This window comes from Paraburkholderia unamae (genome assembly GCF_003268775.1).
GTDB lineage: Bacteria > Pseudomonadota > Gammaproteobacteria > Burkholderiales > Burkholderiaceae > Paraburkholderia > Paraburkholderia unamae.
Window position 1 is genome coordinate 528,109 of record NZ_QLSU01000001.1, and the last position, 25,732, is coordinate 553,840.

Annotated in this window: 26 protein-coding genes; 13 read left to right on the plus strand and 13 right to left on the minus strand. The window is 65.6% G+C overall.

Translation table 11 applies throughout. The features are described 5' to 3' along the window. Nucleotides 1–48 precede the first annotated feature (48 nt). Complete coding sequence (locus C7401_RS02235) at nt 49–984, minus strand: transcriptional regulator GcvA (RefSeq protein WP_112169693.1); 936 nt, start codon at nt 982–984, stop codon at nt 49–51. Between the two features lie 99 nt (nt 985–1,083). Here C7401_RS02235 and C7401_RS02240 point away from each other — a divergent pair, with 99 nt between their 5' ends. Both C7401_RS02240 and C7401_RS02245 read left to right on the plus strand, forming a co-directional pair. Continuing rightward, on the plus strand, nt 1,084–1,689 hold the full coding sequence (locus tag C7401_RS02240) for a chromate transporter (RefSeq protein ID WP_112169694.1): 606 nt from the start codon (nt 1,084–1,086) through the stop codon (nt 1,687–1,689). Continuing rightward, nucleotides 1,686–2,213 carry a chromate transporter gene (locus C7401_RS02245; RefSeq protein ID WP_112169695.1) on the plus strand — a complete coding sequence of 176 codons (528 nt, stop codon included), beginning with the start codon at nt 1,686–1,688 and terminating at the stop codon, nt 2,211–2,213. Before C7401_RS02240 ends, C7401_RS02245 begins: the two co-directional genes overlap by 4 nt. 17 nt (nt 2,214–2,230) lie before the next feature. Here C7401_RS02245 and C7401_RS02250 read toward each other — a convergent pair whose 3' ends face one another. Next, entirely contained in the window at nt 2,231–3,442 is a 1,212-nt protein-coding gene (locus C7401_RS02250) for an MFS transporter (RefSeq protein WP_112169696.1), read from the minus strand. An 84-nt stretch (nt 3,443–3,526) separates the two neighbouring features. Continuing rightward, complete coding sequence (locus C7401_RS02255) at nt 3,527–5,023, minus strand: AMP nucleosidase (RefSeq protein WP_372460314.1); 1,497 nt, start codon at nt 5,021–5,023, stop codon at nt 3,527–3,529. 291 nt (nt 5,024–5,314) lie between these two features. Here C7401_RS02255 and C7401_RS02260 point away from each other — a divergent pair, with 291 nt between their 5' ends. The 3 genes from C7401_RS02260 to C7401_RS02270 all read left to right on the plus strand — a co-directional run bounded on the left by C7401_RS02260 (nt 5,315) and on the right by C7401_RS02270 (nt 7,719). After that, on the plus strand, nt 5,315–5,722 hold the full coding sequence (locus C7401_RS02260) for a hypothetical protein (RefSeq protein ID WP_112169698.1): 408 nt from the start codon (nt 5,315–5,317) through the stop codon (nt 5,720–5,722). Between the two features lie 183 nt (nt 5,723–5,905). Further along, complete coding sequence (locus tag C7401_RS02265) at nt 5,906–6,913, plus strand: homoserine kinase (protein ID WP_112169699.1); 1,008 nt, start codon at nt 5,906–5,908, stop codon at nt 6,911–6,913. Next, entirely contained in the window at nt 6,904–7,719 is an 816-nt protein-coding gene (locus tag C7401_RS02270) for a BPSS1780 family membrane protein (protein ID WP_112169700.1), read from the plus strand. Before C7401_RS02265 ends, C7401_RS02270 begins: the two co-directional genes overlap by 10 nt. Before the next feature lie 101 nt (nt 7,720–7,820). On the opposite strand, the gene C7401_RS02275 is transcribed toward C7401_RS02270, so the two are convergent. Both C7401_RS02275 and C7401_RS02280 read right to left on the minus strand, forming a co-directional pair. After that, the gene (locus C7401_RS02275) at nt 7,821–8,000 is read right to left on the minus strand and encodes a DUF3563 family protein (protein WP_112169701.1); all 180 of its coding nucleotides are present in this window, start codon (nt 7,998–8,000) and stop codon (nt 7,821–7,823) included. Between the two features lie 101 nt (nt 8,001–8,101). Further along, on the minus strand, nt 8,102–9,286 hold the full coding sequence (locus C7401_RS02280) for an extracellular catalytic domain type 1 short-chain-length polyhydroxyalkanoate depolymerase (protein WP_112169702.1): 1,185 nt from the start codon (nt 9,284–9,286) through the stop codon (nt 8,102–8,104). A gap of 294 nt (nt 9,287–9,580) precedes the next feature. Between C7401_RS02280 and C7401_RS02285 the strand changes: the two genes are divergently transcribed. Continuing rightward, nucleotides 9,581–10,285, plus strand: a complete 705-nt coding sequence (locus C7401_RS02285; RefSeq protein WP_112169703.1) for a phosphatase PAP2 family protein — start codon at nt 9,581–9,583, stop codon at nt 10,283–10,285. 51 nt (nt 10,286–10,336) lie between these two features. Here the strand turns inward: C7401_RS02285 and C7401_RS02290 are convergent, their stop codons facing one another. Both C7401_RS02290 and C7401_RS02295 read right to left on the minus strand, forming a co-directional pair. Then, entirely contained in the window at nt 10,337–11,230 is an 894-nt protein-coding gene (locus C7401_RS02290; RefSeq protein WP_112169802.1) for a TOBE domain-containing protein, read from the minus strand. 94 nt (nt 11,231–11,324) lie between these two features. Continuing rightward, nucleotides 11,325–12,962, minus strand: coding sequence for a CHAD domain-containing protein (locus C7401_RS02295; protein WP_112169704.1), 1,638 nt, complete (start codon nt 12,960–12,962; stop codon nt 11,325–11,327). Between the two features lie 288 nt (nt 12,963–13,250). Between C7401_RS02295 and C7401_RS02300 the strand changes: the two genes are divergently transcribed. The 3 genes from C7401_RS02300 (at nt 13,251) to C7401_RS02310 (ending at nt 15,292) form a co-directional block, all read left to right on the plus strand. Then, entirely contained in the window at nt 13,251–13,469 is a 219-nt protein-coding gene (locus C7401_RS02300) for an HP1242/YdcH family protein (protein WP_112169705.1), read from the plus strand. Between the two features lie 233 nt (nt 13,470–13,702). Further along, on the plus strand, nt 13,703–14,794 hold the full coding sequence (gene ppk2, locus C7401_RS02305; RefSeq protein ID WP_112169706.1) for a polyphosphate kinase 2: 1,092 nt from the start codon (nt 13,703–13,705) through the stop codon (nt 14,792–14,794). Nucleotides 14,795–14,878: 84 nt separating this feature from the next. Beyond that, complete coding sequence (locus tag C7401_RS02310) at nt 14,879–15,292, plus strand: potassium channel family protein (RefSeq protein ID WP_112169707.1); 414 nt, start codon at nt 14,879–14,881, stop codon at nt 15,290–15,292. A 79-nt stretch (nt 15,293–15,371) separates the two neighbouring features. Here the strand turns inward: C7401_RS02310 and C7401_RS02315 are convergent, their stop codons facing one another. Next, complete coding sequence (locus tag C7401_RS02315; RefSeq protein WP_112169708.1) at nt 15,372–16,259, minus strand: LysR family transcriptional regulator; 888 nt, start codon at nt 16,257–16,259, stop codon at nt 15,372–15,374. Nucleotides 16,260–16,353: 94 nt separating this feature from the next. Here C7401_RS02315 and C7401_RS02320 point away from each other — a divergent pair, with 94 nt between their 5' ends. After that, on the plus strand, nt 16,354–17,250 hold the full coding sequence (locus tag C7401_RS02320) for an EamA family transporter (protein ID WP_112169709.1): 897 nt from the start codon (nt 16,354–16,356) through the stop codon (nt 17,248–17,250). A 141-nt stretch (nt 17,251–17,391) separates the two neighbouring features. Here the strand turns inward: C7401_RS02320 and C7401_RS02325 are convergent, their stop codons facing one another. The 3 genes from C7401_RS02325 to C7401_RS02335 all read right to left on the minus strand — a co-directional run bounded on the left by C7401_RS02325 (nt 17,392) and on the right by C7401_RS02335 (nt 20,681). Then, nucleotides 17,392–19,185: a B12-binding domain-containing radical SAM protein gene (locus C7401_RS02325; protein ID WP_112169710.1), complete on the minus strand. Its 1,794-nt coding sequence runs from the start codon at nt 19,183–19,185 to the stop codon at nt 17,392–17,394. Between the two features lie 333 nt (nt 19,186–19,518). Further along, nucleotides 19,519–20,301 carry a hypothetical protein gene (locus C7401_RS02330; protein WP_146757873.1) on the minus strand — a complete coding sequence of 261 codons (783 nt, stop codon included), beginning with the start codon at nt 20,299–20,301 and terminating at the stop codon, nt 19,519–19,521. Then, nucleotides 20,298–20,681, minus strand: coding sequence for a tautomerase family protein (locus C7401_RS02335; protein WP_112169712.1), 384 nt, complete (start codon nt 20,679–20,681; stop codon nt 20,298–20,300). Before C7401_RS02335 ends, C7401_RS02330 begins: the two co-directional genes overlap by 4 nt. Nucleotides 20,682–20,778: 97 nt before the next feature. Between C7401_RS02335 and C7401_RS02340 the strand changes: the two genes are divergently transcribed. The 3 genes from C7401_RS02340 (at nt 20,779) to C7401_RS02350 (ending at nt 23,405) form a co-directional block, all read left to right on the plus strand. Next, nucleotides 20,779–21,630 carry a LysR family transcriptional regulator gene (locus tag C7401_RS02340; protein WP_112169713.1) on the plus strand — a complete coding sequence of 284 codons (852 nt, stop codon included), beginning with the start codon at nt 20,779–20,781 and terminating at the stop codon, nt 21,628–21,630. 648 nt (nt 21,631–22,278) lie between these two features. Beyond that, a complete protein-coding gene (locus C7401_RS02345; protein ID WP_112169714.1) occupies nt 22,279–22,707 on the plus strand; it encodes an MbcA/ParS/Xre antitoxin family protein in 429 nt (142 codons plus the stop codon). After that, on the plus strand, nt 22,704–23,405 hold the full coding sequence (locus tag C7401_RS02350) for an RES family NAD+ phosphorylase (protein ID WP_112169715.1): 702 nt from the start codon (nt 22,704–22,706) through the stop codon (nt 23,403–23,405). The genes C7401_RS02345 and C7401_RS02350 overlap by 4 nt, the downstream gene beginning before the upstream one ends. A 12-nt stretch (nt 23,406–23,417) precedes the next feature. Here the strand turns inward: C7401_RS02350 and C7401_RS02355 are convergent, their stop codons facing one another. Together C7401_RS02355 and C7401_RS02360 are read right to left on the minus strand one after the other, a co-directional pair. Then, a complete protein-coding gene (locus tag C7401_RS02355; protein WP_112169716.1) occupies nt 23,418–24,158 on the minus strand; it encodes a metallophosphoesterase in 741 nt (246 codons plus the stop codon). 174 nt (nt 24,159–24,332) lie between these two features. Further along, nucleotides 24,333–25,727 carry a c-type cytochrome gene (locus C7401_RS02360; RefSeq protein WP_112169717.1) on the minus strand — a complete coding sequence of 465 codons (1,395 nt, stop codon included), beginning with the start codon at nt 25,725–25,727 and terminating at the stop codon, nt 24,333–24,335. Nucleotides 25,728–25,732: the final 5 nt, after the last annotated feature.

A 25,732-nucleotide genomic window follows, 5' to 3' on the forward strand; every position in this document is an offset into this window, starting at 1 on the left:
GGCCTTTTGCACCGGCCTACGTAGCACCTGCGCCCGCCCCCGTCTTCCTCACGCTTTCTCCAGGCTTGCAGGCACGCCAGGTGCGCCGGGCGCACCGTGCCGCGGCCGCCCTTTCGCCTGCTCCTCAAGCCAGCGGCAAAACTGCGCGACGAGCGGCGCCTGCGCCACTTCGCGGCGCGCCACCCACCAGTAGCCACGCGCATCGAGATGCGGCCCCGCGAGCGGCGCGACGAGGCGCCCCGACGCAAGTTCGTCGTCGAGCAGCGGCAGCGGGCCGAGCGCTACGCCAAGACCATCCACGGCGGCCTGCAAGGCCAGATAGAAGTGGTCGAACGACTGCTTCTTCCGGCATTTGGCCTTCACGCCCGCGGCCGCGAGCCAGGTGCGCCACGCATCGGGCCGCGTATCGGAATGCAGCAGCACGTGGCGCGCAAGATCGCTTGCCTGCTGGATCGGCGCGCGCTTGAGGAGCGCCGGGCTGCACACCGGCAATTCCGTCTCGTCGAGAAAGTGCCCCGCCTCGCAATCGGGCCAGTGCGCCGGACCGCGCCGCACGGCCACGTCGAAGCCTTCCAGCCGCTCGACGGGCGCATTCGAGGTGGCCAGCCGCAGCTCCACGTTCGGCGCCAGCCGCTGAAACTGCGAGAGCCGCGGCAGCAGCCACTTCATCGCAAACGTGGGAAGCGCGTTCACGCGCAGCACATGAACCACGCCCGTGTCGCGCAGTTGTTCCGTTGCGCGCGCGATGTCGTCGAACGCCGACTGCACGGCGGCAAGGTAGCGCCGCCCGTCCTCGGTCAGCGCAACCCGCTTGCCATGCCGGTGAAACACCTGCACGCCGACCCACGCTTCGAGTGCCGCCACCTGGCGGCTGATGGCACCGTGAGTCACATTGAGCTCGCCCGCCGCAGCGGAGAAGCTGTTGTACCGCGCGGCGGCTTCGAACGCGCGCAGCGCGGGAAAGGGAGGAAGAGTACGTGCCATGCTTGTGAGTGTAGATCACAAGAGGCCGCCTTAAAAATCGTTTTGCCGCACGCGCGTTTGCGCTTACCCTCGGAGCTTGCCTCAGAGGTCCCCATTCCAATGAAACACGTCACTTCCCCGCCCGTTGCCGCCGAATCCGGCGCGCACGCCGACCTCATCACGCCCAGCGTACGCGATCTCTTCTTCGGTTTTCTCGGTCTCGGCTTCACCTCGTTCGGCGGCGCGCTCCCATTGGCGCGGCGCACCATCGTCGAACAGCGGCGCTGGCTTTCCGCCGGCGAATTCACCGATCTGCTCGGTTTGTGCCAGTTTTTGCCCGGCGGCAACGTCATCAATCTTTCGGTTGCGCTCGGCATGCGCTTTCAGGGCTGGCGCGGTGCGCTCGCGGGCATCCTCGGCCTGATCGCGGGTCCGTCGCTCGTCGTGATCGGGCTTGGCGTGCTGTACGAGCGCACGCAGAACGATCCACACGTCCAGCATCTGTTCGTCGGGCTTGCCGCGGCGGCCGCCGGCCTGCTCGTTTCGATGGCCGTGAAGATCGTGCTGCCGCTGCGGCGCGACCCGGCGGCGCTGGTTGTCGCCGCACTGGGCTTCGTGGCGATCGCCGTGTTGCGCACGCCGCTTCTGACGACCATGCTCGTGCTCACGCCCATTGGCATCGCGCTTGCGGCTCACGCCGCGCGCAAGGAAGGAGCCGCCCGATGAACGACACGCTCATTGCGCTCGCTTCGATCTTCAGCCAGCTCTCGCTGCTCGCGTTCGGCGGCGGCAATACGATCCTGCCCGAGATGCAGCGCCAGGTGGTCGAAGTGCACCACTGGATGCCCGCGAGCGAGTTCAGCGCCCTCTTCGCGCTCGCCCAGGCCGCGCCTGGCCCGAACATGATGATCGTGACGCTGGTGGGCTGGCACGTGGCCGGCTGGGCGGGCATGCTCGTCACGTCGATCGCGAAGTTCGGGCCTTCGTCGCTCGTGACGATCGCCGCGCTGCATGCGTGGGATCGCTTCAAGGACCGCCCGTGGCGGCGCATCGCGCAGAAGGGGCTCGTCCCGGTGACCGCGGGCCTCGTGGCCGCGAGCGCCGTGCTGATCGCGAAGGCTTCCGATCCTTCGTGGATCGCGTGGGCGATTACTGGCGTATGCGCCGTGCTCGCGTTTCGCACGAAGATTCACCCGCTATGGCTGCTTGGCGCGGGAAGTCTGATTGGATTGACGGGGTTCGGGCAATAGGTCGACGAGAGGCGTGGCTACGCCTCTTCGATGCTCGCCATCCACGCCGCGCGCCGGCCGCGAAACGCAATCAGCGCGACGCCGATCACGGCCATACCCAGAGTGAGTATGAGAATGACGTGGGCCGCCCCAAGGCGAGTCGCGAACAGCCCGACAACGAGACCGGCAAGCGGCTGAGTCAAATTGTTCAGTAGTGCGATCAGACCGACCGTCTTGCCGAAATCCTCGGCGGGAATGAGCCGCTGCCGCGCACCGCGCATGAATACGCTGAACATCTTGTCGAAGCCGATGACGGCGACAAAGCCCGCGACATAAACAAAAGGCCACGAGACCCACCCCGTCAACAGCCCGCCGAGCACGATCAGCAAATAGGAAGCCGCGCCCGACACTCTTGCGGGCAGCTTCACATGGGCAACGAACATCAGCACGACGACCGTCGCGATCGAGCCCGCGACTTGCAGCAGCGCATAAGACGAAGCCGTCTGGGCATACACGCCCGTGAACATGGCCGCCGATGTCGCAAGCGTAACGCCAACGACCAGATTCACGCCCGCCGCAAGACAGACCAATTCCAGGAGGCCCGGTATCGCGACGATATGCGCGAAGGCAATGCGATAAGGTTCGAGCCCGAGCTTGCCGCCCGGCGCCTGTGTGGAAACGGAGTCGGGCAGCGTTTGCGCGCGCGTCCAGCGCGAAAACGCCACCTCGGACACGATGAAGATCGCGGCGGCGGCCAGCACCACGTACTCCCAGCGCGAGATATCGAGCAGGCCGGCGGCGGCGAGCGGTCCGAGCACGGTGCCCAGTTGATCGGCGATCTGCGTGTACGAGAGGCTCTTGCGGTAGCTATCGCCGTGGAAGATGTGCGGCAGCATGGCCTCGCGGGCCATGCTGCCTTGCGTCGTGAGCACGCCCGCCGCCGCCGAAATGACGATGAGCCAGGCGAGGCTGCCGTGCAGGGCATAACCGGCCACGCCGCCCACGCAAACAAACGAACGCCAATGCTGGCTCCAGCGAATCAGCTTGAGCGTGGAAACGCGATCGCAAAGCGCCCCGCAAACCGGAAACGCGGCGAAGCGCGGCAGCGCCTCACAAAAGAACGCGATGCCCGACCAGGCCGCGCTCCCGGAAAGCTTGAACACCACGAGCGGCACGGTGAACAGCAGGACCTGATCCGCGAAGCGCGTGAGCAGCAGCGAAAGGTAAAGGAGTCGATGGTGCCCGCGCACGCCGGCATTCCTTGAAGGTGGACGACGACGGCAAGGACAACGGGCGAGCCGCCCGCACCTGGCCGCCCGTTTTTCGAGCCGCGACTACTGGAACGCCACCTCCGCGAAGCTACGCAGTTTCCGGCTATGCAGCTTGTGCAGGCCGTTGGTGCGCAGAATCTCCATGGCCTTCACGCCGATCTGCAAATGCTGGTCGACCTGCGCGCGATAGAACGAATCGGCCATGCCCGGCAACTTGAGTTCGCCGTGCAGCGGCTTGTCGGACACGCACAGCAAGGTGCCGTACGGCACGCGAAAGCGGAATCCGTTCGCGGCGATGGTCGCGCTTTCCATGTCGAGCGCGATCGCGCGGCTTTGCGAAAGACGCAGCACCGGCTCGCGGTGATCGCGCAGCTCCCAGTTGCGGTTATCGACGCTCGCCACCGTCCCCGTGCGCATCACGCGCTTGAGCTCCACGCCGTCGAGCTTCGTGACGTCCGCCACCGCGCGCTCGAGCGCGAGCTGCACCTCGGCAAGCGCCGGAATCGGCACCCACAGCGGCAAGTCGGCGTCGAGCACGTGATCCTCGCGCACATAGCCGTGCGCGAGCACGTAGTCGCCCAGGCGCTGCGTGTTGCGCAGGCCCGCGCAGTGTCCCAGCATGATCCACGCATGCGGGCGCAACACGGCGATGTGGTCGGTGATCGTTTTGGCGTTCGACGGCCCCACGCCGATGTTGATCATCGTGATGCCGCTGCCGTCGGCGCGCTTGAGGTGATACGCCGGCATCTGCGGCAGGCGCGCGGGCGCCGTGCCTTCGTCGCCCTGCTCGCCGAGGTTCGCGTTGTACGTGACCACGTCGCCAGGCTCGACGAACGAGGTGTATTCGCTGCGGTAGTTGCGCAGGTCGGCGTCGTCGGTGTGCGCCATCATCGCGCGGCCGAGCTTCACGAACTCGTCGATATAGAACTGGTAGTTCGTGTAGAGCACGTAGTTCTGCACGTGCGTGGGCGAGGTGGCCGTGTAGTGCTTGAGCCGGTGCAGCGAGAAGTCCACGCGCGGGGCGGTAAAGAGCGCGAGCGGATGCGGCTCGCCGGGCTGCGGCTCGTAGGTGCCGTTGACGATGCGGTCGTCGAGCTGCGCGAGATCGGGTGTATCGAACACGTCGCGCATGGCGACGAGCCGCTCGCGGTCGAGATCGCCTTCGAGGTGAATGCCTTCGGCGAACGCGAAGTGCACCGGAATCGGCTGATCCGACACGCCCACTTCGATGCCTACGTGATGGTTCTTCGCCAGCAAACGCAACTGTTCGCGGTAGTAATCGCCGAACAGGTCGGGCCGCGTGACGGTGGTCTCGAACACGCCGGGGCCCGCCACGAAACCGTACGAGCGGCGCGAGTCGATATGCGTGTTGACGTTGGTGCGGATGCGCACGTACGGGTAGCAGGCGCGCACGCGCCGGTCGAAAGACTCGCCGCGGCGATAGCGCGCAAAGGCGTCGCGCAGGAAAGACGTGTTCGCTTCGTAAATGCTCGAGAGGCGCGCCACGGCGTCGGCGGCGTCGGCGAAAGATTCGTCCGGGAAATCGTGCGCCGGCATCATGAGGGGCCGCAGGTAGCTATCGTTGTTCATCTTCGTTCGCCTCTCCGTTTGATGGAACCACATTACCACGGAAGATGCGTCTTTCAGATGGCGGCCCCCGCCGCGCCCAGGGCTTTTGCGGGCCCCGGCGCGCAAGCGCCGCGAGCGCCGCGCACCGCCCGCCCGGCGCGGGCCTCAGCGCTTGCGCGACATGGGGCGCAGCGGCCGGATTTGTTAGAATCGAAGCATCCCAGCTTCGTATGTGACCCGAGTCAGGGCTGAACCCCCACTCCGGTCGACAGGAGAATCATCATGAAGTCGCACCTTCTTGCCGCCGTCGCGGCGACGCTCGCTTTCAGCGGGCTCGCCATGGCCGCCCCAGCCGACGACGCCAGGACCGCCGTCGAGGCGCAGTCCGCGCAGTCCGAGAACGAACGCGCCGGCCTGCCCGATCTGGCCGCGATCAACAACAAGCCGGCGGCGCACGTCACCTCGAAGGTCGACATCAACGACGTGCCGCGCAAGCCGAGCTTTCACGAAGTGAGCCCGAACGGCACCGAAATCACCGAATACCGTGACAAGGGCAAGCCGGTCGAGATCAACGTGCATTCGAACTTCGGCACCCGTTATTCGATGAGCGCGAACCCCGACACCTCGCCGCAAGTGCGTCAGAACGGCCAGGCCAGCACACGCCTGCCGTCGATCAACCTGCATTACTGATCCATCCGGGCGCGCGCCTGCCTTGACCGGGCAGGCGCGCGCTCACGCCATGCGCGCCGCCTCCGCAACGAGGGCCGACGCCATTGCGCCCGAACCGGCCGCGCTCGCGAGACCTGAGAGCAGCACAAGCAGCACGAAGCCGCGCTTGCCGCCCGACTATTACAAATCAACCGACCTTCTTGCATGGCCGTCTTCACCGCTGTCACCGACAACCAGCTTGCCCAATGGCTGCGCGACTACGATCTCGGCGATGTCGTCGAATTTCGCGGCATCCAGTCCGGCATTGAAAACAGCAATTTCTTCCTGACGACGACGCGCGGCGAATACGTCCTCACGATCTTCGAAAAGCTCACGGCCGAACAACTGCCGTTCTATCTGGACCTGATGCGCCACCTGGCCGCGCACCGCGTGCCGGTGCCCGACCCCATGCCGCGCAAGGACGGCGCGCTGTTCGGCCTGCTCCAGGGCAAGCCCGCGGCGGTCGTCACGAAGCTCGAAGGCGCACCCGAACTCGCGCCCGGCGTGGAGCACTGCGCGGAAGTGGGCCAGATGCTCGCGCGCATGCATCTTGCGGGGCGCGACTACCGCGGCGACCAGCCGAACCTGCGCAGCCTCTCCTGGTGGGAAGAAACGGTGCCGACGGTGCTGCCCTTTCTCGACGAGGCGCAACGCACGCTGCTCGCGGGCGAGCTCGATCACCAGCGCGCGTTCTTCGGCTCGGCCGACTACGCGGCGCTGCCGGGCGGCCCGTGCCATTGCGACCTGTTCCGCGACAACGCGATGTTCGCGCACTCGCATCCGGCCCCGGGCCACGAAGTGCGGCTGGGCGGCTTCTTCGACTTCTATTTCGCCGGCTGCGACAAGTGGCTGTTCGACGTGGCCGTGACGGTGAACGACTGGTGCGTCGACCTGCCCACGGGCAAGCTCGACACGGCGCGCGCCGACGCGCTCCTGCGCGCCTACCAGACCGTGCGCCCCTTCGCGCCCGAGGAAACGCGCCACTGGATCGACATGCTGCGTGCAGGCGCCTACCGCTTCTGGGTCTCGCGCCTGTATGATTTCCACCTGCCGCGCTCGGCCGAACTGCTCAAGCCCCACGATCCCGGCCATTTCGAGCGCATCCTGCGCGAGCGCATTGCCGACAGCGCCTCGGGCTCCCATCACGCCTTGCCCCATCGCCCATGCAACTAATTGAAGTCCCCGCGAAGGCGGGCTACGTCTGGTTCCGCCAGGGCATCTGGCTGTTCCGCCGCAATCCGCTCGCGTTTCTCACGCTGTTTTTCGCCTATTTGCTGGCGATGACACTGATTTCCGCCATTCCCGTGATCGGCGGCGTGCTGCCGCTCCTGTTCGTGCCCGGCGTGGCCGTCGGCTTCATGGCGGCATGCCGCGACACGATCGCGGGCAAGCCGGTGTTCCCGACCATCCTGATCGACGGTTTTCGCTCGTACGGCAGCGGCGTGGCCAAACACCTCCTCGCGCTTGGCGCGATCTACGTGGTGGCCATGCTGCTGGTGCTCGCCGCGTCGGCGTTCGTGGACGGCGGCGCGCTGCTGCGCCTGATGACCCTGGGCGGCACGCTCGACACCGATTCGCTCGAAAACACCAACGTGCCGCTCGCGGTGCTCGCCTCGCTGCTCTGCTACGTGCCCGTTTCGATGCTGTTCTGGTTCGCGCCCGTGCTCACGGCGTGGCACGACGTGCCGCCGGTGAAGGCCATGTTCTTCAGCGTCGTGAGCTGCTGGCGCAACAAGGGCGCGTTCGTGGTGTACGGCGCGCTGTGGTTCGCAGTGTCGACCGTCGTGTCGATCGGCTTTACGACGCTCCTGCACGCGCTCGGCGCCGGCGACTATACGGTGGCGATCCTGATGCCCGCGCTCATCATCGTGACGACGATGCTCTACTGCTCGTTCTACGCGACTTATCGCGGCTGCTACGGCGTGCAGGAGAAGCAGGCCGCCGAAATGCCGGGATCGGGCTCGGGTTCGGGCCGCTGAGCGGCGCGTTCAACGGCACGCAACGCGTGCGTAAACGCAAAAACGGCGCCTTTTGGGCGCCGTTTTCTTTTCGTACCCCGATCAGGGCACGGGCTTCCTGCTTAGCCGTAGTGATTCATCCACGACGGATGACGCGTGGCCTTCTCGCGATCGAGCTTGCGCATACGGAATTCGAGATCGTAGATATCGACCGATTCCGACAGATACGCTTCTTCGCGCTGCTGGCGGCGGGTCTCGGCGGTTTCGGAGAGGAACAGGAAAAGACGGCTGAGCAGGTACATGATTTGGCCCTTCTAGACGGGCACGCGCCCGCGAAACGAATGACCTCATTATAGGGTAAACCCTATTACGGGTAAACCCCATAATTTGCCTGCGGACGCGCTTAGCCTGCGTCCTGCGTCAATTCGTCGTCGTGCAGCTCGTCCACGGCTTCGCGATGATGCGGCTCAAAAAAGTCCCAGATCATCGCGCTGGCATCCGGCCCCGTCGAGGAGTGGAACGGCACGGTGTCGTCGCCGCCGCTCCAGGCGTGGTCGAGGTCCGCCACGCGGCACAACCGCACGACGCTCGCGCCGTCGAGTTCGTAATCCTGCTCGCGATAGCCCTCCTTGAAGATCTCGCGCGAGACGACGCCCTGGCGCACGCCACGCTCGTCCGCGAGCCCATTGAGGCGCAGCAGTTGCAGCGCGAGCTGTTCGGCGTTCACGGGCGCGACCACGGCGTCGGCATCGCCCTGCACGACAATCGCCGGCATGCCGGGGTGCAGGCGCGCACCCAACAGGCTATCCACCAGCGCCACGGGATCGTGGTGCACGCCGCGCCGCATCACGTCGAGCGCCGAGATGCCCGAGCGCGCCTCGCCGAAAGCGGGGCCGGAGTGCAACGCCACGGCAGCGAAGCGGCTGGGCGAACCCACGGCCAACATCATCGCGAGCCCCGCCCCGGCGGACAAGCCCGCCAGATAGACACGCGAGTGGTCGAAGCCATGCTCCTCAACGAGCGCGTCGACGAGCGAGACGACCGCGGCCGCCTCGCCGCCGCCGGCCGTGTCGCGCGCGTCGTACCAATGCCAGCACTGATGCGGGTGCGCGCGCTCCGACTGCTCGGGATAGACCACCGCGAAACCGTGGCGGTCGGCGAGCAGATTCATGCGCGTGCCCTCGGCGAACGAATCCATGGTTTGCTGGCAGCCGTGCAACATCACGACGAGCGGCATGCCCGCCGTGGGCCGCCCCTGCGGCAGGTAAAGGCCGTAGGGCAGCGTGCGCCCGGCATGCTGGGCACCGGCCGGCGCGACATGCTCCGCGCGGCGCCACTCGCCCTCGGCCCACGCGGCCGCGCGCGGCCCCACGCGGGACTCGCGCACCGGTGCGCCGTTGTTCGGGCGCGCGGCCGGCGCGGCTTGCTGCGCCGCCTGCTCGGCCGCGGCCTGGGCGGCGCGCCAGATAGCCTGGGGCTGCGGCGCGTCGATTCCCGCGCTCTTGAGGGCGTCGCGGGCTGCCCGATGCTGGATGGCGAGCAGACGTCGCATGCCACCTGCCCATAGCTTCGTCAGATTTTTCGTCATCTATGGCCTCGTAAAAGGGTCTGACACATCGTGGCGATTTGCCGCGATCTGTCGTTGTGCAACGCACAATAACACCAATTGGTCGAGGTTGCAGATCGGACGGGTCCGAGATTGGTCCGGCTGCGCCTTGCGTTCGAACGACGCATGGCGCTTGCTTCGATGCGGCACGGCTATACTGGAAACATGCTCGATGCGCTTGTCGGCCAGCCGGCCCGGTCGCGCGTTACTTATATGGGGTGGCTGGTTAGCGGCAACCCTTGCATCCTTATCAAACACGCCCGGCGGCGCGGACTCATGCCAGATTTACCCATTCATCTGTGGTACTCGATTACCAACCTCGGCGGCGCGGGCCTCACCTTGCCGCTCGCGCTGGCGATCGCGCTATGGCTCGTCGCGGGCTATTCGTGGCGCATGGCGGCAAGCTGGGTCTTTCTGCTCGGCGTGGCGATCGGCCTCGTGACGCTGACCAAGATTGCCTTTCTCGGCTGGGGCGTGGGCGTGCGCGAAGTCGACTTCACGGGCATCAGCGGGCACGCCATGCTCTCCACGGCCGTGTATCCCGTTGCGTTCTTTCTGATGCTGCAAGGCGTGCCGTCCGTGGTGCGGGCGGCGGGCGTCGTCATGGGCGTGGGCGTGGGGCTCGCCGTGGCGCTCTCGCGCGTGGTGCTCGACGCGCATTCGCCCTCCGAAGCGGTCACCGGCTGCATTGTCGGCGCGCTCACGGCGCTCGTGTTCGCGCGCTACTGGTGGCATGCAAAGGCACAACGCATTTCGGCGGCCGTCGTCGCGTTGAGCCTCGCGGCGCTGACTGTCGCACTGCACAACGTGCACGTGCCCACGCATCGCTGGGTCACGAACATCGCGCTGACCGTTTCGGGCCACGACCGGCCCTACGTGCGCGCCAAATGGAAGGCTGGCCGCACCAACCGCGCGCCCGACGCCCCGATCTCGCAGACCCGCAACGGCCTCACGCCGCCCCCGCAGCGCCACGCAGCCTGACGGCGCCCAGCGGGCCGCGCCCCGGCCCGCTACGCTCGAGCCGGCCGCACCTCAGCCAGCCACTCCCAGCAACACGCTTGAGGCCTTGAACACAGCGGTCGCCGCTTCTCCCGGAGCGAGGCCGAGCGCATCCACGCTCGCGTCGGTCACGATCGCCGCGATCACGACGCCGCCCGGCAAGGCCAGCGTCACCTCCGCGTTCACGGCGCCACGCCGCACGACCTCGACGACGCCGCTCAGCCGGTTGCGCGCCGACAGTCGCGCCGCGTCGTCCGCGCCCGAGACCAGCACAATCGACGTCGCCTTCACCAGTGCCACCACCTGCGCGCCAGTCTGAAGCCCGAGCGCCTGGGCGCTCTCGTGCGTGATCGTGGCGACGAGCATGTCTCCACCCGGCAGCGTGATCGAGACTTCGTCGTTCACGGCGCCTTGAGCGACGCGCGCCACCGTGCCGAAAAGCTGATTGCGCGCGCTCGTGCGCATCGCGAGGCGGCCAAGCACGGCCAGATCGCGTTCGAAACCGCCGCCCTCCTGAGCGCCTGCGCCCAGCGCCTGGACCGCGCGTTCGAGAAAACGCCGATGCTCGCGCTCGATGGCGCGAAACGTTTCGACAAGACGCAGCGCACGCGGCGTGAGCGTCGTGCCGCCGCCGCCCTTGCCGCCCGCCGCGCGCTGCACGAGCGGCTCGCCCGCGAGATTGTTCATGGCGTCGACGGCGTCCCACGCGCCCTTGTAGCTCATGCCCACCGCCTTCGCCGCGCCCGTGATCGAGCCGGTCGTGCGGATCGCTTCGAGCAGCGCGATGCGCGCCGCGCCGCCGAGCATCTGCTGCCCGGACTGAAACCAGACCGAACCGCCAAGGCGCAGTTCGGCGTTGGCATCGGCTTGAGGGTCGGCGTGGCCGGACCCGGCGGGCGGGGGATTCGAGGCGGAGGAATTCATCATGCGCATCATGCGCAAAGCGAAAAATGGACAAGACGACAGGAGCCGGAACACCGGCCCGGTCTCACAAACCCGCCAGTGATTATAGAGATGCGCCTCACGCCCCGCGCGCCACCTTCGGCTCGCCCAGCTCGCGCAGCAGGCGCTCGCCCTCCTTCGCGGTATAGCGCTTGACGGCCTCGCACCAGCCCCGCGCAAAACCAAGCTGATAAGGCTCGGCGTCCATGCGTTCGAGGTAGCGCAGGGCCACGGCGGCATCGTTGCCGTCGCCCAGCACACTCTGGAGCCGCGCAAGCGTGCGCGCCACCTCCATGCGCGTGCGGCGCGACGTGAGCGCGGCGAAAAATTCGATCGTGTAGCGCAGATACTTCGCGTTGATGCGCGCGCGATGACGGCTCGCCTCGTCGATGGCGGTGAGCTTTTGCGTGCCCGCCAGCTCCTCGTAATAGCGCCGCACGCGCCGCTTGGCGTGGCGGTGCAGCGAACGCCCGGCCGCGCCCGCGTCGCGTGCGCGGCGCGCCAGTTCGTCGAGCCATTGCAGCCACGCGAGCGCCACCCGCGCATAACGCGGCGAGGCCAGCGCCTCGCGCAGCCGTGCGCGGGCGGCAAGACGCTGGGCGTTCGCCTCGTCGCGAATCGCGTCCCAGCGGCCGGGTTCGATATCGGCGGCGGCGAGCGCCGGGAGCGTGGACTCCACGAATACGTCACGGTCGCGCGCATCGCCCAGCAAGCCGCCGAGCCATTTGAGATCCGGCTCGATGCGCGTGGTCCATGTGTCGTCGCGCCAGCGCGAGAAAATGCGCATTGCCGTACGCAAACGCCGCTGCGCCACCCGCATCTGATGGATGAATTCGCCGTCGGTGCTGTCGCGCACGCCGCCGTCATTGCCGAACCACTGCGCGCTGATGTTGCGGCCGATCGCGACGAGCGCGGCCTCGGCCGTGACGGCGCCCGCGAGATCCACGGCTTGCGCCTTGACGGCCTCGGCGTCGCCGGTCACGCAGCCGGATGCGGCGCGCTCGAGCGCGTCGGTCAGGCGCACGAACGCGGGCACCGCTCCGACCAGTTCACCGGCGCAGGCGAAAAGCGCTGCGACGATCGGCGCATCGTCCTCGCCTTCGGGCCAGGGTGCGCTCAAGCGCAGTTCGTGCAGGTCGGGGGGCGACGCAACGGCGGCGCCGGTGTCGCCTTCACCTTCGGTCTCCTGCGGCGGGACCGACGCCTCGCGCACATATTCGTCGAAGGTGAGCTGCACCTCCACGCCCTCGCGCGGCCACTGCCAGCGGCTGCGTGTGAACACGAGCGTGGCCGAGGGCTTGAGCTCGTCCGCGGCGCCCAGCGCCTCGCGAAACGGCTCAGGGGCGGCGTCGAACAGCGCATTGGCGATGCCGCTTGCGTCGAGCGGCGCCTCGAAGATCGGCGCGATGGCGCTCACACCCGGCGTGTGCGCGGACCGGCTCGACACGACGACGCATTGCGCCTCGCCGTGCGACTCCACCGCCACCCGCCAACCGGACCGCGCCAGGGTACCGGCGCGGTCGAAGGCCACCGTGGTCACGCGCTCGCGCACCTGCGCCAGCGCCACGAGCGAGGGCAAGGCGGCGCACAGGCCGGCGGCCAGCGCCGAAGGCGTCGAGTCGCCAGGCGCATCGGTCGCCGCGGCGGCTTCGGCGTACCTTTTATCCAGCGCTGCCGGGATCACGACATCCAGCACGACTTCGAGAACGCGATCCATGAACGCTCCAGGTTCTGTGATTGGGCGCGAAGGGCTAGAACGGTGCAAGCGGTGGGAGAGCCACGAACGGTGTCGCCGCGGGACCGATGGTACACGCGACCCGGCGCCAACGCCCCAGGGAACGTCCCTGACCGGCCGCCGTCATTGCCCGGATCTCATTGGCGGAACCCCTGGCGTCGCCCCCGACTCAGCCGGCATCTGATGATGGTCAAGACTGCCATGACGAGACAGTGGAAAAATGATTACGTTTCAATTTCCCTCATTTTGCACATCTGTCAGGAGTATTGAGTGTTCCCAGAGTACAGAGATTTGATTTCGCGCCTGAAGATTCACGACGACCACTTCGCCCGCATCTTCCATCGCCATAACGAACTGGACCAGCAGATCAAGAACATGGAAGCCGGTGTCGTGGCTTCGCACGGCATGGAAATCGAGCAGCTCAAAAAAGAAAAGCTCCAGCTCAAGGACTCGCTGTACGTGATCCTGAGGAAAGCGGCAAACGCCTGAGCAAGGCAGCGTCCCGCGCCCGACCGACCGTGCAGCGGCACGCGTCGGCGGTGGCCGGGTTTGCCTTCGTGCCGCACCGGCAGGTACACACGGCAACATTCCCTGCGTCGCATTGCCGCACTCACGCCGTGACTTCCGCGCCGTCGCCTCCCGCCGTCGCCTCCGTTTGCCGGACCCCGCCCTGCCGGCCCCGGCTTCACCCGCCGTTCTCTTCCTGCAAATACATCGAAACCATGCCTAAATACGCTCCCCAGCCCATCGAAAGCGACACCGGCTCTGCCACGCGGCCGCCGCTCGTCACGCCCCACAGCGCCGAGCTGCGCGCCGTCGACAGCGCCGTCGAATCGGCGAGCCAGGCGATCGCCGGCGCCGTTCACGATCTCCTCAGGCCTACGCACGTGCAGCAGAACCCGCCCGGCACACTGCTGGAGTCGATCGCAGCGTTGATGCAGGGTATGTCACCCGACGAAGCCGCCCAGTTGCGCAGCATGCTCCTCGAAGGCAACCCGGCCGACTGGCGCAATTCGCGCACGCGCCACCCCGACGAAGAACTCGCGTCCGGATGGCGCGAAGGCGCGTATCCGTATCGCAACCTGATGTCGCGCCGCAACTACGAGCGCGAGAAGTACCGCTTGCAGGTGGAACTGCTCAAGCTCCAGGCCTGGGTACGGGAAAGCGGGCAGCGCGTGGTGATTCTCTTCGAGGGGCGCGACGCGGCCGGCAAGGGCGGTGCGATCAAGCGCTTCATGGAGCACCTGAACCCGCGCGGCGCGCGCGTGGTGGCGCTCGAAAAGCCCACCGAGCTGGAGCGCAGCCAGTGGTATTTCCAGCGCTATGTGCAACATCTGCCGTCGGCGGGCGAGATCGTGCTGTTCGATCGCTCCTGGTATAACCGCGCGGGTGTCGAGCATGTCATGGGGTTCTGCTCGACGGAGCAATATACGGATTTCATGCAGCAGGCGCCTGAATTCGAGCGCCAGTTGATTCGCAGCGGCATTCACCTCATCAAGTTCTGGTTTTCGGTGAGCCGGGCGGAACAGCGCCGCCGCTTCAAGGAGCGAAAGGTGCATCCGCTCAAGCAATGGAAGCTGAGCCCGGTCGATCTCGCGTCGCTCGACAAGTGGGACGAGTACACGCACGCGAAGGAAACAATGTTTTCGCAAACGGATACGGCCGATGCACCCTGGACCGTTGTTCGCTCCGATTGCAAGAAGCGCGCACGGCTGAACGCCATGCGGTTCGTGCTGCACAAGCTGCCTTATGCGAGCCGGGAGACGGACGCTATTGGGGTGGTGGACCCGTTGCTGGTTAGCCGGGCCTTGTAAGCGGCGGTCGGCGAATGGCCGCCCTACCCGCTCGCCACGGTGGCGATAGCTAACGCAGCGTGAATCTCAAAGAACAGCGCGAGCATGAACGACATGACGAGGCGAAAAGGGCGTGGGTACATCCACGCCCGGGACGCGATAACCGCATACTTCCGGATTCTGTGGTACCTGCGCAGTATTCTGGCAGGCCTTCTCGTCGCCTTCTTCGCGCTGTCGATGGCAATGTATTACTTGGGCGGCGCCGTTCAAACCGGTACGCGCGCCCCTTCTTCGCCGGGCGAGGTGCTTTACTTTTGTGCCGTGACCGCGCTGACCATCGGGTACGGCGACATCGTCGCGACGACCGCAACCGGCCGGATTATCGCTGTATCTCTTGGGCTGCTCGGCGTGTTGATCACGGGCGTAACGACTGCCGTCGGCGTCTACGCCATACAGGAAGCCGCCCAACGGATCGGTCTGCCTTCGCACGAGAACCGCGCAACGGCCATCAATGAATAAGCGAGCCAGGATAACCATCGCCTCGCCGTCGCGCCTCGTTGAAACGCAACACCCCAAACAGGGTTTCCCTCATCGGGCGCTAGTCTCCGGTTGTGGCGGCGTGCCCAGGCGCCAATGACTCAAGCAGAAATTGCTGCAACGTCGCCGTCGCGGCAGTCTGGTCTTCCCTGCGCGTATACAACCCAAAACTCGCGTCCGGCGGCACCGGCAGGCCAAATTCACCCGCGTTGAGCGCACGCATCGTGTCGCGCCGAATGGTCCAGTCGAGCAGGACTCCAATGCCCAGTCCCGCCTGCACGGCCGACTGGATGGCCGACAGGCTCGCGCTCGTACAGACCACCTTCCACTCAATCCCCGCATCGCGCAGGGACGCAAACAGCGCGTCCTGCCAGGGGCATTGGCCCGCGAACGCGACGATGGGAACAGGCCCATCGTCGAACGACACGACACCGGTGTTCGTCGCGGCCCAACGCAACGGATGCCGCCACGTCACATCCGGGCTCAAGTGAATGAGCGAGGGATCTCCGATCACAATATCGAGCTGCCCTTTGACAAGCGCGGTCCCCAAGGTTGCGCTGCCGTCGATCACGATCTCTAGCGCAACGTTCTCAAAGGATGTCGCAAACTGCTTTAGCGCATGCGGCAGATGCCCTACCGCGATGTCTTCGAGCATCCCCAATCTGACCGTGCCGGCAATCTCGCCGGTATTGAGCGCGGCCCGCGCGGCCAGGCCCGCGTTGAGCAGCGTGCAGGCATACGGCAGCAGCACATTGCCCGCCGCCGTGGGTTTCACGCCACGCGGCGAGCGTTGCAGCAGGCGCTGGCCGACATCCTCTTCCAGCCGACGCAACGCCATGCTGATGGCGGCCTGGGTTCGATGCAGCACGACAGCGGCATCGCTGATATTGCCAGTCTCAACCACGGTGACGAACGTGCGCAAGAGCGTACTGTCGAGATCGCGGGGCATAAATTTTCCTGATGCGGAGATAAAAAGTTCGAGCTTATGGGCTAGCAATCGGTCCCGTTACCATCGGGTGCAGATAAACCGACGAGTCTCTGCAATGCCCGACAAAGCGAGTATGACCCGGCCCCCGGCAATGACGGGATTTTCTCCTCGGTGGCCAAGGGTCATTGCGCCGCTGTTCTGCGTGGTTTCGATGTCCAGTATCCAGTTGGGCGGCGCGCTATCCCGGCCGATCTCCGCCGAATACGGTACCGCCAGCACCACATGGTTACGCCTTTGCATCGCGGCCCTGCTGCTCGCCGTCGTCACCCGGCCGAAGTGGCGCACCTTCACGCGCGACCACTGGCTCGCCGCTTTCGTGCTGGGAAGCGCGATGGCCGGCATGACGTTGTGCTATTTCGAATCGGTCAATCGCGTGCCGTTGGGCCTCGCCGTGGCGATTGGCTTTCTTGGCCCGCTTGCCGTCGCGACGGCGGGCGTGCGCCGGATCGGCATGCTCGCGTGGCCCTTGCTTGCCGCGCTGGGCGTGTGGCTACTCGCGCGCCATAACGGAGCGTGGGTCGTGGACAGACCGTGGATGCTGCTTTTTCCGGTGGGTACGGCGACATGCTGGGCCGCCTACATCGTGCTGATGAAGCATATCGGGCAACGATTCGAGGGGCTTGAAGGGCTCGCCACCTCGTTGATCGTCGCCGCTGCCGTGATGACGCCACTCGGGCTCGCCCAGACGCATGGGCGCATCTCCAGCGCACAAGTGCTGGATGCGGCATGGCTCGCCCTGCTTGTGCCCTTGTTGCCCTATGTGCTCGAACTCAGTGCGCTGCGTCGCATGACTTCGTCATCGTTTGGAATCCTGATGAGTGCGGAGCCTGCCATTGCAGCGGCGATTGGTTTCGTAGCACTCGCGCAGCCACTCACTCTGCTCCAGTTCGTGGGCATTCTGTGCGTCGTGGGCGCGAGTGTCGGCTCTATCGTGCAAAACAAGCCGCGATGAGCGCTGGCGATATTTCAGAACACCCTGCTCGCACGGCATCTGCCGCTATGCGCCACAGAGTGAGATGACGGGGAGACATGGCGCATGAAGCCGCAACTGATTTTGATCGCGGGCCATCCTGGGCATGGCCCTTTGGCGCCATCACGCGGCAGACGGGCCCGTTGACCGGATGGCAATACGCCGGTGGTGGACAGCCAGCGCCGCCTCGCCGCCGCTCGTGGCGTGAAAGAGTCCAAGCTGCTCGAACTCCTCTTCCTTCAGCGGCGTGATGGCGATATCCGTGTAGGCGTAACGGTCCGGTGCCTTCATGACTGCCCTGAGGGTCGTCTCTGTCTTGAGATAGAAGCGCAGATATTTTGTCATCTTGACAATGGTCTCACACCAGTAGCGCGGATAGAAACGAAGCCGCGATTCGACCGGCATCCCCCAGCGACGGTCACGGCGGCGTTTCATTCGCAGGGCGCCCCCTTCGAGCGGATGCACACCCTCGTGTTCGATCATCAGTCTGAACCAGGCAATGGTGCGCATGATCGTCTTCGGCCGGCCGTTCGGGATCTGCGCTGCCCGCTTGACGATCGTGCGGATGTGGTCGTACGAGTAAAACGTGCTCCAGGCGCACCGATACGCCTCTTCCCATTCGGCGTCCGACATTTTCGGGTGGTGCGTGACCCGGTGGTTGGTGTCGTATTTGTTGATGTCCGGGTCCATCCATTCCCCGTTCCTTACCATCGTCTGATGATCCTCGGAACCGGGGAGCGGGGTGAGCATGAAGAATTCGAGAATGTCGATTGGCAATTCACGCTTGATGATCTCGATGTCGCGCAGGATCGATTCTTTCGTGTCCGCCGGGAATCCGATGATGTAGCCAGCATAGGTAATCGCGCCGTGCGCGCGCCACTGTTGCAGCATGGCGCGGTATTCGGTGATCTTGTTCTGCCGCTTCTTGGCCGCGATCAGATTCTCGGGATTGATATTCTCAAGCCCGATGAACACGCGACGCACACCCGCGCGCGTTGCCTTCTCGATGAAGTTCGGAATCTTGTGACAGAGCGTGTCGACCTGGATCGTGAAGCCGCAGTGAATGCCTTCCTTTTCCCGAAGTTCGATGACTCGGTCGAGCAGGATTTCCCAGTCGTGGTTGCGGGCGAAATTATCGTCCGTGACGAAGAAACGGTCGATGCCCTGCTTTGCGTTCTCGCGGATGATCTTTTCCAGATCGTCGGGAGTGCGAAAGCGACTCTTATGCCCCTGCACGTTGATGATGGTACAAAACGAGCACTGATACGGGCAGCCACGACCGAGGTCCACCGAGGTATAGGTCCCCGCCGTTCTTTCAATATGCTTGCGCGGCAAGAAGGGCTGGGGCGCCCCTTCGAGCGTGGGTAAATCGTCCATGAAGTTATACAGGGGCTTCATTGCACCATTCCACGCGTCGAGAAGGATCTCGTCGAAACGCCGCTCCTCGGCCTCGCCAGCGAAGAGCGCCACCCCCATTGCCTGCGCTTGCGTAAGCTCAGCGGGCATCTCGGGCAGCATGGAGATGCAGCCAGAAACGTGGAAGCCACCAATCGCAACGGGCAAGCCTGCGGCACGGAACTGGCGGGCGAGGTCGAGGGCGCGCGGGTACTGGTTCGACTGGACACCGACCAGACCAATCATCGCTCTCCCGCCCTTTGCCTTCAGGTCGCGAATGATGCGCTCCGGCCACACCCGCTGGTTGGTTTCATCGCATGTTTCGATCTCGATCTGGACGTCCGCGCCCAGCAGATTTCGCTTGCGCGCGTCATCAGCAAGCGCATACATACACGCCAGTGTATTGGAAGGCATGACCGAGCGGAGCCACTGGATCGGGTAGCCGTCGTCGTCGTAATGGGTCGGCTTGATGAGGACGAGAGAGAATCGGATACCGTCGGAAATCGAGTGGATCGTGTCCATGGCCTGCTCTGTAGTCCTGTCTGGAAGTCACAAAACCGTGAAGGTCGTCCGTCTTCCGAAGATTGAAGAGGGATCGTGAACTGGCGTGCAGTACAACAACGCGCATCCTACCTGTCTGGCCCTCTGCTGTGTTTACATTGGGATCCGGTTGGGGTTAACAGGGACGATGACACGGCGGCCGTGGCGGGGGCTTGGCGATTGACGGTGGCAAGACGTGCTGGTGCGGATTCGTCAAGCGATGTGTCGCGGCCGCGAACGGGTCGAGCAGTGGTTCCTTCTGATGCAGGCGGCATGCAACCTCGCGCGCATGCATACACCGGCGGGCAGAGCGCCCTAAATGCGCAGATCGGCGAGATGCCAGAGTTCGTCCGACAGCCAGAGACGTTGAATGCCGCTATTACCGGCTTGTCGCGCCGCGTGAGCGAGAAGCGGCGTTTGCGCACTAGCCAGATACGCCACGCTGAGTTCGACGCCCTCGTCGGCGAAGCGTGCCGCGAGCGCTGAAAAATGAACCGGCGGCGCAACCGATAGTAGACGAACGCGCGACACCGCACTTGCGCTCGCGCGCAACGAATCGAGCACGGCGGTCGCGACGTCCACAACCGGAACAGGCAGTGCGGGAAGCAATGCGGCGGCGATGTCATGACAGGCGACCTCCGGGATCACGATCGTCCGCATGCCGGCCGCGATCGCCCGTCCGGCGGCGCGCAGGAAGCTCAATTGCCCGTCGAACGCGTCGGCCGATGAGGGCGCCGCAGATCCGGCTTCGTACACGACGACATTCGGTGCCGAACTCGCCTCTGCCAGACGGGCGATTTGCGCTTCGAGCGCGCTTGCGAAGTCGAGCATGGCAGGGGTCGCGCACTTGCTCACGACGGCTGCCAGGCCGGAGGGGAAAGCGTCCACGTCGAGTCTCTCGGCGAGTTGGAGTCGCCTGATTCTGAGCCGTGCAAGACGTGTCGAGGTGCGCGTTTGGCAAAAGGCGATGCGCGTTTGGAATGGATGTGCGTCCGACCGACAAGCGCGAATCGTGGCGAACGCGAACGTTCCTGATGAATCGGTTGCAGTCCTTAGCGATAGTGCTTTAGCCCTCTCGTCCTGGCGAGGGTTGCTCACGTCGCGTACTGCGCCACCCCGTTGCCAAACGACCAGTTCTCCCGCGCGACATCCACGAGATTGACGAACACGTCCTCGCGCCTCACCCCCGGATCGCGCGCGAGGTTGTCGGCAATCTGCGCAAACAGCGCCTTCTTCTGATCCTGTCCGCGCGTATTGCTCACGGCAATCTGGATCATTATCAGATCGTCGCTGCGCTCGATGCCCAGGTAATGCCGCCCGAACACAAAGTTATCGGCGTCGTGCTCGGTCACGATCATGAACTGATCGTCCTCGGGCGCCTTGAACACTTCCATCAACGCAAGGTGAACGCCTTGCATGAGCGCTTTGCGATAGGCAGCGGGCTTGCCTGCGCGAACCGCGATTCGGGTGAATGGCATGTCGTGCTCCTTCGGTGGGTTTGACATGACAGAAGACTAGGCGCGATCTATCATAATGAAAATACATCAATAGATATTTCATCTATTTTCAATTGAAATGAAACCGCTCGATCTCGATGCCGTGCGCGCCTTCGTGCTCGTCGCGGAACTGCGCAGCTTCACGCGCGCCGCCGACGCTCTCGACACCACGCAATCGGCCGTGAGCCTCAAGCTCAAGCGCCTCGAAGCGCATCTGGGCAAGCAGTTGCTCGAACGCACGCCGCGCGTGGTGCGGCTCTCGCCCGACGGCCTCACGTTCCTCGCCGCCGCGCGCGACCTGCTCGGCGCCCATGAACGGGCGCTCGAATCCCTCTCGGGCAACGAGCGCCGCCTCGTGCTAGGCCTGAGCGAGCACGTCGCCGATGCGAACCTCGCCCGCCAGCTCGCCCAGTTGCGTATTCACGATCCGGGGCTCGTGGTCGAGCTCCATCTGGGACTCTCGGCGCAATTGCTCGCGCAGTTCGACGAACGGCGGCTCGACGCGGTCATCGTGCGTCAGGAGGAAGAGGAAGCGCCGCGTGGCGACGCGAAGCGGCTCTTTGCGGAGCCGCTCGTCTGGCTCGCCGCGCCGCAATGGCAGTGGCAGCCCGGCACGGCGCTGCCGCTCGCGCTGCTCGCCGCGCCCTGCGCGGTGCGCTCGGCGGCGATCCGCGCGCTGGACGCCGCAGGCGTCGCGTGGACCGAGGTGTTCGTGGGCGGCGGCGTAGCCGCCGTGGGGGCGGCACTGGCAGCGGGTCTTGCGGTTTCGCCGCTGGCGCGCCGGGTCGCGCCGCGCGAGCTGATCGACGTCGGCGCGCGGCTCGGCTTGCCGGCGCTACCGGCCTCGCACGTCATGCTCCATACGCGGGTGCGCGAGCCGAGAACCGCGGCAACGCTGCAATTGCTGGCCTCGGGGCTCGGGGCGGGCTGAGCGAGCGAAAGCGCCACCGGGAGGCGCCCAGGCGAGGCAGCCGATCAGCTCAGGATCGGCGGCAAATCGTGCGGCTGGGGTATCGCGCGCGGCACGCGCGGCGGCGGCGCATCCACCACGAGCTTGTGGCGAGGCGCGGGACGCACGGCGGCGGCTTTTGGCGCGGGGCGCTTCTGCGTGGCGCCCCGGGTCGCGGCCGGCTCATGCGGTCGCGCCGCCGTGTGAGCCTCGCCGTGCGTATGCCGTTGCGTCCCAGCATGCCCCGCTGCGTGCCGGGACTTCGTCTTTGGCGCGGCATGCGCGCCCTTCGCATGACCGGCGTGCTCCTGCGCATGCGACTGCGCAAGCCCGCGCGAACCATGAGCGCCACGCGATTTGCCCGCATGGCCGGCCTGAGAACCCTGAGAGCCCTGAGAACCGTGAGTGCCATGCGAACCATGAGAGCCCTGAGCGGGCTGTCCCGCCGACCACGCCGGCATTGAAAACATCATCGCCGCGACCATCCATACGCCTGCCCGCACTCCGTCTCCTCCTCGAATGCCGTCTTTGTCCGGAAATGTTCCGGCGAGGATTATACCGAGTCAAAACTTGCAATAATCCATATATGGACTAATATCTACTAAAAGTTCAAATCAGGACTCGACCACCATGCCACATGCCGCAGCTTCCACCTCGCCGGCGCGACGACCCGGCGCCGAGCCTTCGTTGACCGAGATGTCGGCGGCGGGCCTGAGGGCCTTCTTCCGGATTGCGGGCGACTGGGACCTGAGCGCCGAGGAGCAAATCGTGCTGCTCGGTTCTCCCGGCCGATCCACCTTCTTCAAGTGGAAGCAGTCGCCGCAAAGCGCCCGCCTCGGCCGCGACACCCTGGAGCGGCTTTCGCTCCTCCTCGGCATTTACAAGGCGCTGCAAATCCTCCTGCCGCAACCCGCCGCCGCCGACACCTGGATCAAGCGTCCCAACAGCGCCCCGCCGTTCGGCGGCCGGCGCGCGCTGGACCGCATGCTGGCCGGCAACGTCAGCGACCTCGTGGCCGTGCGCCAGTATCTCGACGCAATGCGAGGCGGCTGGGCGTGACGCAAACACACTGGCAAGACCGCTGGCGCAGCGCGCAACTCACCTGGTCACCCGCGTTCCGCGTGATCCCCACCCGTTTTCCGGCCGTGAACCTGTTCGACCGCGTGGCGTCGGCGGACGACTTCGACGCGCTTTACGCGCTCGAGGCGCTGACCAACGACCGTCTGCGCACGGAAACCGGCGACCTCGACCTCGTGCCGCGCGAAGAGCGCCGCTTCGGTCCGGGCTATGGGCCGATCATGGCCGCGTTCACGCATTTGAATCCGCAGGGCAGCCGCTTTTCCGATGGCACCTACGGCGTGTTTTATTGCGCGCGCTCGCGCACCACGGCCGTGGCGGAAACGCGCTATCACTCGGCGCTCTTTCTCGCGGCCACCAGCGAGCCGCCTATCCGCCAGCAAATGCGGCTCTATACGGTGATCGCGCACGGCGAGGTGATCGACCTGCGCGACGACCCCGCGCTCGATCCCGGCGTGCTCTCGCCCGACGACTACACCGCGGGCCAGGTGCTGGGACGCGCGGCGCGCGTTGCGCGCGCGCCAGGCATTGCCTATCCGTCCGTGCGCGACGATGGCGGCGAATGTCTCGCCGCGCTCAGCACGACGCTGCTGCGCGCGTGCCATCACGCGGCGTATCTGGAATACAACTGGAACGGGCACACCATCGACATGGTGTTCGAGTTGAATCGCATCGTGTAGATGCGAGCGGCTTCAGGGCAGAACGATCGCCGCCGCGCCATGCGCCAGCGCTTCGACCGTCGAAGCCGACCACACGCGCGACGTGAGCGCCTCGACAATAGTCAGGCGTCCTTCAGTAATGAACGCGCCCGTGTCGATGAACACCTGCGAGCCGATCTGGCGCACTTCGCGCACGGGCGTATGCCCGCAGAACGTGAGCGAGAGTGCGAAATGCGGCGGCTCGCCCGCGCCGAGCACGAGATCGCGCCCCCATAACAGACGCTCGCGCACGTCCGGTTCGAACTGGCCGCTGTCGAGTGCGGCGTCGTCGCCGAAAAATTCCGCGTGGATGATATTGAAGCGCTTGGGGCCCTCGCCCACCACGCGCACGAGCGGCAATTGGCGCAGTCGTTGCGCATAACGCACGAGCACGTCGTCGGGCACGCTCTGCGCCCAGCCGCCGCCAATGCCATACCAGCGGTGGCGCGGCATGCGCCCTTCGGCGACGGCGCAAAGCGCGTCTTCGTGATTACCGAGCACGGCATGGAACCACGGCTTGTCGAGAAGCGCGAGCGCCTGCTCGCACTGTTCGCGGTCGCCGCGATCGACGAGATCGCCCACCGAAAACAGCCGGTCGTGCGCGGTGTCGAAGTCGACCTCGCGCAGCAAATAGCGCAAGGCCTCCACGCAACCATGCAAATCGCCTACAACAAAATCGCGACCTGCAAGGTTGGCGGCGTGGTGCTGCACGAGGGCGTCGGATGTGTGCGTCATTACGTCATCATAGCGCTGTGTGAATGGGCCGTATGCGCGCCAAACATCGTATCGAATGCGATTTCGATGCGCGCTGCACGGAGGCGATCAATGCGAGCAAGCAGCGTGCCTGATCCGCGCAGGCACGCTTCGATTCGCCGGCGCGGCGTGTAAGCGCAATGCATAACCCGCGCATTACTGCGGTTGCGCGCGCAACGCCGCCACCTGATCGGGCGTGAGCGTCGCCTGCGGATTGCCGAACTGTTTCGTCACGTAGTTCGAAATCGCCGCGACCTGGTCGTTGCTCAACTCGTCGCCGAACGCCGGCATCAGCACGTCGGCGTCTTTCGTTTTGCGCGCCACGCCGTGCAGGATCACCATCGCCAGATTGTTCGCACTGGCCGCGCCCGCCACGCTGTTATGAATGAGTGACGGATACGCCCCCGGCGCGCTCGCCCCCACGCCCTCGCCGGTCCAGTTGTGGCAGCTCGCGCAGTTCGCCACGAACAGTTGCAGGCCATTCACGCTCGTGATCGCGGTGCCGCGCAGCGAGGTGATGTCGTTCGCGGCCGGCTTGCCCCACGTATCGCGCGAGCGCGCCACGCCGCCCGAAACCGGCTGCTGCGCACGCAGGTAGGCCACCACCGAGCGCAAGTCCTCACGCGTCAGATATTGCGTCGAGTTCAACACCACATCGGCCATCGGCCCTGCCGCATTCGCATGGCCCGGCGCAACGCCCGTCGACAGATACGAAATCAACACCTCGTCGCTCCAGTTGCCAATGCCGCTCGTGCGGTCCGGCGTGATGTTGTACGCATCCCAGCCCGCTTGCGTCGCGCCCGAGAATCGCCCGGTCGTCTTCAGGCCCTGCATGAAGTTGCGCGGCGTGTGGCACTCCTCGCAATGCGCAAGGCCTTTCACGAGATACGCGCCGCGGTTGTATTCGGCGCTTTGCTTCGGGTCGGGCACGAAGCGGCCTTCATTGAAGTTGAAGAGATTCCAGAACAGCATCAGCCAGCGCTGATTGAACGGGAAGCGCAGTGCGTTCGCGGGCGGCCTGTAATGCACGGGCGCAACGGTGTTCAGATACGCGCGGATCGCGAGCACGTCCTGCTCCGTCACGCGCGTGAATTCGACATACGGAAACGCGGGATAAAGCCGCTCGCCACTTTTGCCGATGCCTTCATGCATCGCGCGCACGAAGTCGGTGTCGCTCCACTGGCCGATGCCGGTATCGGGGTCTGGCGTGATGTTCGGCGTGTAGATCTTGCCAAACGGTGTATTGATGGCAAGGCCTCCCGCAAACGGCCTGCCCGGATCGGCGGTATGGCAGGCGGCGCAGTCGCCCACGCGCGTGAGGTATTCGCCGCGTTTGACGAGGTCGGGCTTGTTCGCGCCCACGGCGGGAGACGAGGTGTCGTCGCCGCGCGCGGAAGACATCGGCAGTTCGTCGACGGGACGCGTTTGCGATTCATGCGCAGCGTGCCACGCGATATACAGTGCGAAGGCGCTAAAGAGCGCGGCCGCAAGCGCGGCGCGCGCACGCTTCTGTCGCTCGGTGCTCACGGCTGAAGACTTCGTTGCTTTCATCGTCT